The 9,502-nt window shown below is 65.9% G+C and carries 7 protein-coding genes, 1 pseudogene and 1 CRISPR repeat array; of the genes and pseudogenes, 6 read left to right on the forward strand and 2 right to left on the reverse strand.

The window, feature by feature from the left end; translation table 11 throughout:
• The first annotated feature begins 65 nt into the window (after positions 1-65).
• From cas8g1 to csb2, 3 genes are read left to right on the forward strand one after another with little or no spacing between them, the layout of a single operon-like run.
• The gene (cas8g1, locus tag ACQ754_RS16745; RefSeq protein ID WP_440998190.1) at positions 66-1,241 is read left to right on the forward strand and encodes a type I-G CRISPR-associated protein Cas8g1/Csx17; all 1,176 of its coding nucleotides are present in this window, start codon (positions 66-68) and stop codon (positions 1,239-1,241) included.
• Between the two features lie 14 nt (positions 1,242-1,255).
• The gene (gene cas7g / locus ACQ754_RS16750; protein ID WP_440998191.1) at positions 1,256-2,212 is read left to right on the forward strand and encodes a type I-G CRISPR-associated RAMP protein Csb1/Cas7g; all 957 of its coding nucleotides are present in this window, start codon (positions 1,256-1,258) and stop codon (positions 2,210-2,212) included.
• Between the two features lie 3 nt (positions 2,213-2,215).
• Complete coding sequence (gene csb2, locus ACQ754_RS16755; RefSeq protein WP_440998192.1) at positions 2,216-3,757, forward strand: type I-G CRISPR-associated protein Csb2; 1,542 nt, start codon at positions 2,216-2,218, stop codon at positions 3,755-3,757.
• Positions 3,758-3,766: 9 nt separating this feature from the next.
• Here the strand turns inward: csb2 and ACQ754_RS16760 are convergent, their stop codons facing one another.
• On the reverse strand, positions 3,767-4,108 hold the full coding sequence (locus ACQ754_RS16760; protein WP_440998193.1) for a type II toxin-antitoxin system PemK/MazF family toxin: 342 nt from the start codon (positions 4,106-4,108) through the stop codon (positions 3,767-3,769).
• Positions 4,108-4,422: a ribbon-helix-helix protein, CopG family gene (locus ACQ754_RS16765; protein ID WP_440998194.1), complete on the reverse strand. Its 315-nt coding sequence runs from the start codon at positions 4,420-4,422 to the stop codon at positions 4,108-4,110. The genes ACQ754_RS16760 and ACQ754_RS16765 overlap by 1 nt, the downstream gene beginning before the upstream one ends.
• Positions 4,423-4,472: 50 nt before the next feature.
• Between ACQ754_RS16765 and cas4g/cas1g the strand changes: the two genes are divergently transcribed.
• From cas4g/cas1g to ACQ754_RS16780, 3 genes and pseudogenes are all read left to right on the forward strand, one after another.
• Positions 4,473-6,185 carry a CRISPR-associated endonuclease Cas4g/Cas1g gene (gene cas4g/cas1g, locus ACQ754_RS16770; protein ID WP_440998195.1) on the forward strand — a complete coding sequence of 571 codons (1,713 nt, stop codon included), beginning with the start codon at positions 4,473-4,475 and terminating at the stop codon, positions 6,183-6,185.
• Positions 6,186-6,194: 9 nt separating this feature from the next.
• Positions 6,195-6,491, forward strand: a complete 297-nt coding sequence (gene cas2 / locus ACQ754_RS16775) for a CRISPR-associated endonuclease Cas2 (RefSeq protein WP_440998196.1) — start codon at positions 6,195-6,197, stop codon at positions 6,489-6,491.
• 234 nt (positions 6,492-6,725) lie between these two features.
• A CRISPR array of direct repeats spans positions 6,726-8,864; the repeat unit is 36 nt; unit sequence GATTTCCCCGGCGAAACGCCGGGGCCTCATTGAAGC.
• A 165-nt stretch (positions 8,865-9,029) separates the two neighbouring features.
• Positions 9,030-9,502 (forward strand): annotated as a pseudogene (locus tag ACQ754_RS16780) (IS1634 family transposase); the annotation flags it as partial.

Below are 9,502 nucleotides of genomic sequence, written 5' to 3' on the forward strand. Positions count from 1 at the left end.
CCCGTGTCAGTGAATGCACGGGAGAGGCTAGGCGGGGATCTCGTGCTCCGGAAGAACGGCCGCGTTTGAACGCTTACGCAAAGGACGGCCTGGATTTCGCCCGCGCCGTCTCCCGACTCGGTGTGGAACGGGGTATTACCGCCTTTCAGCGCTACGCCTTTCTCATGCGTTCCGGCAAGGCCTATTTCGCGACCCCCCTTAACCGCATAGCCGTCGAGCGTAACCCGACGGCAGATCTCATCGACGATCTGGACGCCGGCAACTGGCTCAGCCGCTTCCGCCGCCACGCCCGGGCCGAGGGGGCCAATCGCGTCCTCTCCCTGGCCCGGCGTCTGGAGGATGCCGTCTTCGAGCTGACGACCGCGCGGGATGACCAGGCTCCGATCCTGCGCCGCCTCCTCGTTATTCTCGGCGATATCCAGCTCTACCTAGCCCGCAGCCCGAAGGCACGGGAGAGCTGTCCGCCAGTGCCCTCCCTTTCCGGGAAGTGGCTCGCCCGTGCCGACGACGGCAGTGCGGAGATGGCCCTGGCTGCGTCCCTCGCCGGTATCCACGCCATGGGTCGGGAAGGGCAGTGGCTGCTTCCCATGCGCGGTCACCTGGCGCCAGAGCAGTCCGGCCGCCGGCCCGCCTGGGATGAGAATGCCCACCACGGCGTCACCTGGCACGCCGGCGCCGATGTGGCCGATAACCTGACGAGCAGTCTTCGGCGCCGCCTCTTGCAGGCGGAAAAGGGCGAGCTGCCGGACAAGCCCGTCCAGCCGGCCCGGACGGCCCCGCTGGCGGATGTGGCCGCCTGGCTCGCCGGGGAAGTCGACGAGCAGCGCCTCGCGGAAGTCCTCCCCGGCCTGATGCTGGTCCGTATTCCCGGGGGTGGGGGGCGTCCGATGGAGCGCAGCGCCCCGCTGCCGGCGGCCTACCGCCTGCTCAAGCCGCTGTTCTGCACCGATGAACAGCTCCACCGCACCCATCTGCTGCCGCCGGAGGCGAGCCTGCCCCTGGAGGCCGGGATCCTCCGGCGCCTGGAGTCCGGTGATGTCGCCGGTGCCCTGGAGCAGGGGATGCGCCGGTTGCGGGCCGCCGGCCTGCGCACGGGGCTCCACGCCCCGGCCCCGGGGACCCGGCAGGGCCGGCGCCTGCTGGCGGCCCTGGTGGTGCCCATCTCCGATCCGGCGCTCCAGTCCCTGCTGCGGCTGGAGACCGAAGAAGACCCCTCGAAAACAACCACCTTGAATCACTGACAGGAGTCCCGACCATGCCGCTCAATCTCGACAACCTGGCCCAGTCCCCCCGCCTGCTCATGGAGGCGGATCTCCAGCCCATCCAGGGCACCCGCTTCCAGCCCACCGGCTTCCCCGACCTGGGGGCCGCAGAATATCCCGCTCCCGAGGGCGACGGTCGGATGCTGCTGGTGGAGTCGGCCCAGAGCATGGCCAACCGGCTGGAAGGCGTCTGCTGGGACGAGGCCGCCGGCGACTGGATCGATCCCCTCAAGGGGCTGCCCTACGTCCGCGTAAACAACGACCAGGGCGAGGTCCTGACCAGCTCGGTGCTGGAGGCCCACCGTCTCAACTCCCCCTACATCCTGGAGGGCAAGGACACCACGGTGCTGGACATGCTCAAGGAAGAGCTGGCCCACATGGAGCAGGGCCGGGTGGACATCCGCAAGCTCGCCGAGACCCTGGTCCGCGTGGATACCAATGCGGCCCTGCACGGCGTCTTTCTGGCCAAGAGCAATCTGGCCGGCGGCCGCCTGCGGCTGCCGCGAGCGCTCTCGGCCTTTATCGAGGCCGAGGATGCGAAGGTCGCCCCCAGCGGCGGCGTCAAGGTGGACTCGGTGGACCCCAGTGGCGATACCAGCAAGGGCTTCGGCAATGTCCCCTACGCCCGGGACGAGTACGTGGCCCCGAAGATCACCGCCTACTTCAATCTCGATCTGTCCCAGATCCGGGCCTTCGGTCTAGGCGAGGCCGGGGAGCGCCTGCTCCTGGCGCTGGCCCTGTTCAAGATCCGTCGCTTCCTGGAGACCGGCCTGCGCCTGCGCACCGCCTGCGATCTGGAGTGCCAGGGCCTGCGCGTCACGCGGCCGGAAGGCTTCGAGGTGCCGACGCTGGCAGAGCTGGAAGGCGAGCTACCGGGGCTCATCCAGGCGGCGGCGGGCGCCGGTCTGTTCAACGATCTCCGCGTCACTGAAGTCACCTACAGGAAGTAGCCCATGGTTGCCATCGCCTTTCGCTTCCCCACGGGGCGCTACCACGCCACCCCCTGGGGACGACACGTCAACGAGGCCGAGGTGGAGTGGCCGCCATCCCCGTGGCGCATCCTGCGTGCCCTGGTCGCGACCTTCCATCGCAAGGGCTGGGCCGAGCGCCACGACCCGGCCGTTCTCCACGGGCTGACCGAGGCCCTGGCGACGGCACTGCCGAACTATGCGCTGCCGCCGGCCATCCGGGCCCACAGCCGCCACTATATGCCCCAGGGTGGCTTCAAGAACGGCCAGCCGGAGACCTCGCTGGTCTTCGACGCCTTTGCTCGTCTGGAGCCGACGGCCGAGCTGGTGGCCCACTGGCCGGTCTCGCTGACCGAGGAACAGCGAAGCCTGCTGGCAGGGCTGATCGTCGATCTCGGTTTTCTGGGCCGGGCCGAGAGCTGGGTGGAGGCCCGTCTGCTGGATAACTGGACGGGAGAGCCGGACTGCGTGCCCTCCGAGATCGCCGTGGACGTGCAGACCGGGGAGGCGCGGGAGCCGGTGCGACTCCTGGCGCCGGTGCCGCCGACCGAATACGGCCCCTGGCGGGCGCGGATCGTCGACGAGCACGGCCTGGATGCCAAAAAGCCCAAGAAGCACCAGCGCCAGATCCTGACGACCCTGCCCGAGGACTGGCCGGGTACGCTCTACAACGAGACCGGGGACCTCCAGGCCGCCGGCTGGAGCAGCCCGCCCGGGGCTCGGTTTGTTACCTACCAGCGCCCCGCCAGTGCCTTCACGCCGCGACCTGGCCGGCGCCGCGCCCGTGGCACGCCCGCGGCCACCACCGTCCGCCTGGCCCTGGCCGGCAAGCCGCTGCCCCGGCTCGAGGATGCCCTGCGCATCGGCGAGGTCGCCCGCAAGGCCGCCATCAGCCGATCGGAGCGGGTCAACGCGGGCCACGTCCCGGCGGCGCTCTCCGGCCACGGACTACCGGCGGATAATCGTCACGGCCACGCCTTCTACCTGCCGGAGGATGCCGACGGGGATGGTCACATTGACCACCTTCTCGTCCACGCCCCCGCCGGGCTTTCGCCGGCCGCCCTCCGCGCCCTGGATCGCGTCACCCGCCTCTGGCAGGGCGACAAGGGCGAATGGCACGTGTACCTGGAAGGCTATGGCAAGCCAGCCGACATGGCGGAGTCTCAGTACGTGGGCACGAGCCGGCTATGGCACTCCGTCACTCCGTATCTCCGTCCCTGGTTCGCGAAAAAGCGTTTCGGAGTGGCCGAGCAAATCGCCCGCGAGTGCCGCGAGCGCGGCCTGCCCGAACCCGGTGCCGTGACACCGCAGCGCCGCATTTCTGTGGGTGGCGTGGAACGCCGTCCCGTGCACTTCCACCGCTTCCGGGACACCCGCCGGCGGGTTACACAGCCGGACACCCACGGACAGTTCGTCACGTTGACGTTCCCGGAGCCGGTTACTGGCCCGCTCGCGCTGGGCTTCGCCTGCCATTTCGGGCTGGGTTTGTTCCGGCCCGATCCAGAAGACTCGGTGGATTCATGCTAGGCCAGCCCGTCACACAATACCCAACGCTGTCGAGAGGCCGCGCTCTACCGCAACCATCTCCTCAGTACTCAGGGTGGTCAGCGGACCATCGCCAATGTAGGCAGCATCCAAGGTACGGGGTTGCTCGACCACCACATACGATTCCCGAAGCAACCGATCTCGCGCGGGGATGCGAGGCCGGAAGTGCGCCATCGACGGACGAGCCTGGGTGGTAAGGGGGAGGACGATGAGCATGCCGGTATTCAGCGCCAGAAGCGCATCGTGCTGCATTATCAGCACCGGCCGCATCTTGCCGATCTCGCGGCCACGATTGGGGTTGAGATTGGCAACCCACACCTCCCCACGTCGCATTACCGCCACCAATCCCCGCCCGTGTCCTCTCCGGCCGAAGACCGGGAAGCGTCCGCCTCCACCTCATCCATTTCTCGGGCGATCTGCCTTGCATCCGAACGCAACGCCTCATCGCTGTAGACGGCTCGCGCCTCCGCCACAAACTCCGCGAGGTAACGCTCCCGCTCCCTGCGCTCCAGATACTCACGGATCGCCTCACGGGCGAGTTCCGAGCGTGGTCTATGGCTCAGCTTCGCCTCCCGCTGGAGGTTCGTGGCGAGTTCTTCGGGGAGGCGGACGTTCAGGGTGCCCACGGCATCGCCCTCTATTGGCATGTGACGAATTACATCACCAAATGTAACACATTCCACGTTACGGCATTTGTATGACGGATCGACACCAACGTGACCTTCCACTCCCGTTCCCGGAGCTCAACGATGATCAGCCGCTGCTGCCGGCGCGGATGATCAACGAGTACGAGTACTGCCCACGCCTCGCCTACCTGGAATGGGTCCAGGGGGAATGGGCGGATTCCGGGGACACGGTGCACGGGCGGCAGGTTCACCGGCGCGTCGACCGTGGTAGCGGCACACTGCCAGAACCGGATCCCGAGGTTGACGAGCGCATCCACTCGCGGTCCGTCACGCTCTCTTCGAATCGCCTCGGCCTCATCGCCAAGCTCGACATTGTGGAATCGGAAGGCGACGAGGCCATGCCGGTGGACTACAAGCGGGGCAAACGCCCCCACGTCGAGAAAGGTGCCTACCTGCCGGAACAGGTCCAGCTCTGCGTCCAAGGCATGCTCCTGGAGGAACATGGCTATCGAGTGGAGGCCGGTATCCTCTACTTCCGGGGCTCCCGGGAACGCGTGCGCATCGCCTTCGATGACGAACTCCGCGAACGAACACTGGACGACATCAATGGCCTCCGTGCCCTCGCTGCCGGCGGCCGCATCCCGGCTCCTCTCGAGGACAGCCCGAAATGCCCGCGGTGTTCCCTGGTGAGCATCTGCCTGCCCGACGAGGTGAACAACCTCAAGCGCCTGAGGGACGGTGTGCGCCCTCTCTCCGTGCTCTCCGACGAGGCGATGCCACTATATGTCCAGGCCCACCGGGCTTCCGTCCGGAAGAAGGGCGAGGTACTGGAGATCTCCGTCGACGACGAAGTAACCACCAAGGCGCGGCTTCGTGACATCTCCCAGGTTGTGCTCATGGGCAATGTCTACCTCACCACCCCTACCCTGCATGAGCTCATGCGCCGTGAGATCCCCGTGAGCTGGCACTCCTACGGCGGTTGGTTCCTCGGCCACAGCCACGGCACCGGGCACAAGAACGTCGAGCTCCGCACGGCGCAGTACCGCAAGAGCTTCGACGACGCCGCCTGCCTGCACATCGCCCGGCGCCTAGTGGCCAACAAGATCGTGAATTCCCGCACCCTGCTGCGCCGCAACGTCAAAGAACCCGATGACGCCTCGAAGGAGCTCCTCGACGAGCTCAGCCGCGACGCGCGTAAGGCCATGCGCGCACAACGTCTCGACGAGCTGCTCGGCGTAGAAGGCACCGCAGCAGCACGCTACTTCGGCACATTCGCGCGGATGATCCGGCCACCGGGGGAGGACAGCGAGATGGTGTTCGACTTCACACAACGCAATCGTCGGCCGCCGGCCGACCCGGTGAACGCCTTGCTCTCCTACGCATACTCGGTGCTCGTGCGGGCGTGGTTGGTCACCCTCACCGCCGTCGGCTTCGACGCCTATCGAGGGTTCTACCACCAGCCACGTTATGGGCGACCTGCACTCGCCTTGGACCTGATGGAGCCGTTCCGCCCCCTGATCGCCGAATCCGCCGTGCTCACCGCAATCAACAAAGGACAAGTTCGGCCCACGGACTTCATCCGTGCCGCTTCCGCGGTGAACCTGACAAGCGACGGGCGCAAGCGCTTCCTCGGTACCATCGAGCAACGGCTCGACCAGGAGATCACGCATCCGGATTTCGGCTACCGGGCAAGCTACCGTCGCATCCTCGAGATCCAGGCCCGTCTTGCCGCACGCCACGTCATGGGTGAGGTGCCGGAGTTCCCCGGCTTCGTCACCCGCTAGGAGGCCGCGATGAAAGCCCCGCGACTCTACATCGTCGCCTACGACATCGCCGATTCGAAGCGCTGGCGCCGCGTGTTCCGTCTCATGCACGGTTACGGCGAGTGGCTCCAGCTCTCGGTGTTCCAATGCCGGCTCGACGATCGCCGGCACGCCGAGCTGGTCGGAATGCTCGACGAGCTGATCAACACGTACGAGGACCACGTACTGATCATGGACCTGGGTCTGGCCGAGAACGTCGAACCGCGTGTCGTCAGCCTCGGCAAGGCCCAGTTCGAGGCTGTCCCGCGGCAACCAATCATCGTGTGATGGCCGGGACCGCCGAGACTCCCAAGGACAACATTCGCCGAGGCACAGCGAGCACCCCGGTGGCGTCCGAACCTCGGGAGGTGCTCGCAGGACAATCGCTCTTTAACAATCAGGCTGTTATGCTGCCCTCGACCAAGCAGTGGCGCTGTTCCTCCGGGGAACAGGGCTGCACTCCAGGGCTCGCTCGCGAACGGGGCCTCGCAGTAAAGCGTGGCGGGGCCTCTCGCAGGGTCCGATTTCCCCGGCGAAACGCCGGGGCCTCATTGAAGCTCGTCGGCTGAGCCCGGCCGAGACAACCGGGGCGGATGATTTCCCCGGCGAAACGCCGGGGCCTCATTGAAGCACGCCATCGTCGAGATGGACCCCGCACCCATCGAGTTCGATTTCCCCGGCGAAACGCCGGGGCCTCATTGAAGCCGTCTCGAATCCGAAACGATCCCAGTCCGGCGCGTCGATTTCCCCGGCGAAACGCCGGGGCCTCATTGAAGCGCAGCGAACACCGCATCTATATTGTGGATGGTCCGCGATTTCCCCGGCGAAACGCCGGGGCCTCATTGAAGCGCATTAACGGTCTGTTCGGGTTCCGTAGAATGATTGGGATTTCCCCGGCGAAACGCCGGGGCCTCATTGAAGCGTGCGCGCGAAGCGGATGGTTCCGTATTTGCACCGCGATTTCCCCGGCGAAACGCCGGGGCCTCATTGAAGCGCGAATCCGCCCTCCGCCGGTGACACCTACGGCGATGATTTCCCCGGCGAAACGCCGGGGCCTCATTGAAGCCCTGCTTTCCACGGCCCTGCGATTCGGTGATTTGTCGATTTCCCCGGCGAAACGCCGGGGCCTCATTGAAGCGAGCGCACCACCGCCGAGAATGAGCTGCTCCAGTCCGAGATTTCCCCGGCGAAACGCCGGGGCCTCATTGAAGCGCCGAATCGGGTACTGGGTGTCTGTCTTGCGTGCGGCGATTTCCCCGGCGAAACGCCGGGGCCTCATTGAAGCGGGACCTGTGCCAAATCGCTACGAAGTTGCTCGAGGATTTCCCCGGCGAAACGCCGGGGCCTCATTGAAGCGACAGCTCCTGCATCCGCTCCGCGGACACGCCCGCGACGATTTCCCCGGCGAAACGCCGGGGCCTCATTGAAGCATCGCCGCCAGACCCTTGTCCAGCTTCTCCGAGCCGAGATTTCCCCGGCGAAACGCCGGGGCCTCATTGAAGCGTGATCGCTGTTCGATTGAATTATCGATTTCTTTTCGATTTCCCCGGCGAAACGCCGGGGCCTCATTGAAGCTGGATGGTGTCGGTGAGGCGGATCGCCTCCTCGGTGGATTTCCCCGGCGAAACGCCGGGGCCTCATTGAAGCTGCGTAGACAAATTCACCAAATACCGGGATCACCGCAGATTTCCCCGGCGAAACGCCGGGGCCTCATTGAAGCCCCATATCTTATCCCTCCTTGCTCGCGTGGCGGCCCGATTTCCCCGGCGAAACGCCGGGGCCTCATTGAAGCCTTGTAGCGCGGGGGCATTCTGTGAGGTCTCGGCCGGATTTCCCCGGCGAAACGCCGGGGCCTCATTGAAGCAGTTCTACTTAATCTGCTCATTGTTCTATTGCCTCTGATTTCCCCGGCGAAACGCCGGGGCCTCATTGAAGCGGGTGAGGAGGTAGGTATGGCGGGACCGTTGCTTCTCGATTTCCCCGGCGAAACGCCGGGGCCTCATTGAAGCGGCCCGTTGCTATCTATCTGTGTGACTACATTGGACGATTTCCCCGGCGAAACGCCGGGGCCTCATTGAAGCTCTCGACATGCATTGTTATTGTGAATCGGAGTGATCGATTTCCCCGGCGAAACGCCGGGGCCTCATTGAAGCCGGATGAAGGTCTTCGGGGACGTACCCTATCAATACTTGATTTCCCCGGCGAAACGCCGGGGCCTCATTGAAGCTCCAGAGCGGCGAGGACAAGCCTGCCGCCCGGATCGAGATTTCCCCGGCGAAACGCCGGGGCCTCATTGAAGCAGGGCTTCAAGGGCATGACGCAGGCCGTGGACCGCAGCGATTTCCCCGGCGAAACGCCGGGGCCTCATTGAAGCTGCGTACTGTGGCGGGCTTGGCTGAGAAGAATGTTTGATTTCCCCGGCGAAACGCCGGGGCCTCATTGAAGCCCGAGAAGCTGGTCCCCTCGCTGCCCTGTACGGCCGGATTTCCCCGGCGAAACGCCGGGGCCTCATTGAAGCGATGTAGCCCTGACCCCCAACGAGGTCGCCCGCCTCGATTTCCCCGGCGAAACGCCGGGGCCTCATTGAAGCTAGCCCACAGTATCTTTGCCGTCCTTTTCCTTGGAGATTTCCCCGGCGAAACGCCGGGGCCTCATTGAAGCGATGTAGCCCTGACCCCCGAACTTCGACAGTTCACGCCCTGGCGTCCTAACGATGGCGACGCGGTGATGCGGCCTCTGGGCTGATTCTGCGAATCGAGCTGTAGTGCCAATATAGGCGGCTTTTCCTATTTATTAGTTGTGGTTGCACCGTTATACTGTGCAGCCATGTATATCCGCGCCTCCCGCTCTGGCGGCCATACGTATCTGCGCCTGGTCGAGTCGTATCGCGACGACAACGGCCGTGCCCGGCAGCGCCAGATCGCGCAGCTCGGCCGCGCCGACCAGCTCGGCGAGGCGGAGGTCGAGGGCCTGGTCCGCAGCCTGCGCCGGCTCACCGGTCGGGAGATGCCCGAGCCCGGCACCCCGGAGTTCGAGGCGGCCCGGGAAGTCGGCGGCCCCTGGGCGCTCACCGAGTTGTGGCGCGCGCTCGGCCTCGAGGAGGGGCTGCGCCGGGCGCTTCGCTCGGGGCGCCACCACTTCGATGCCGAGGCACTGCTGCGGGTGATGGTGTTCAATCGGTTGTGCGATCCCGACAGCAAGCTCGGGGTGCTGCGCTGGCTTGAGACCGTGGTGATGCCCGGGCTGGACACCGAGGGCATCACCCATCAGCAGTTGCTGCGCGCCATGGATGCGCTCGA

Source organism: Arhodomonas sp. SL1, from assembly GCF_052060015.1.
Classification (GTDB): domain Bacteria; phylum Pseudomonadota; class Gammaproteobacteria; order Nitrococcales; family Nitrococcaceae; genus Arhodomonas.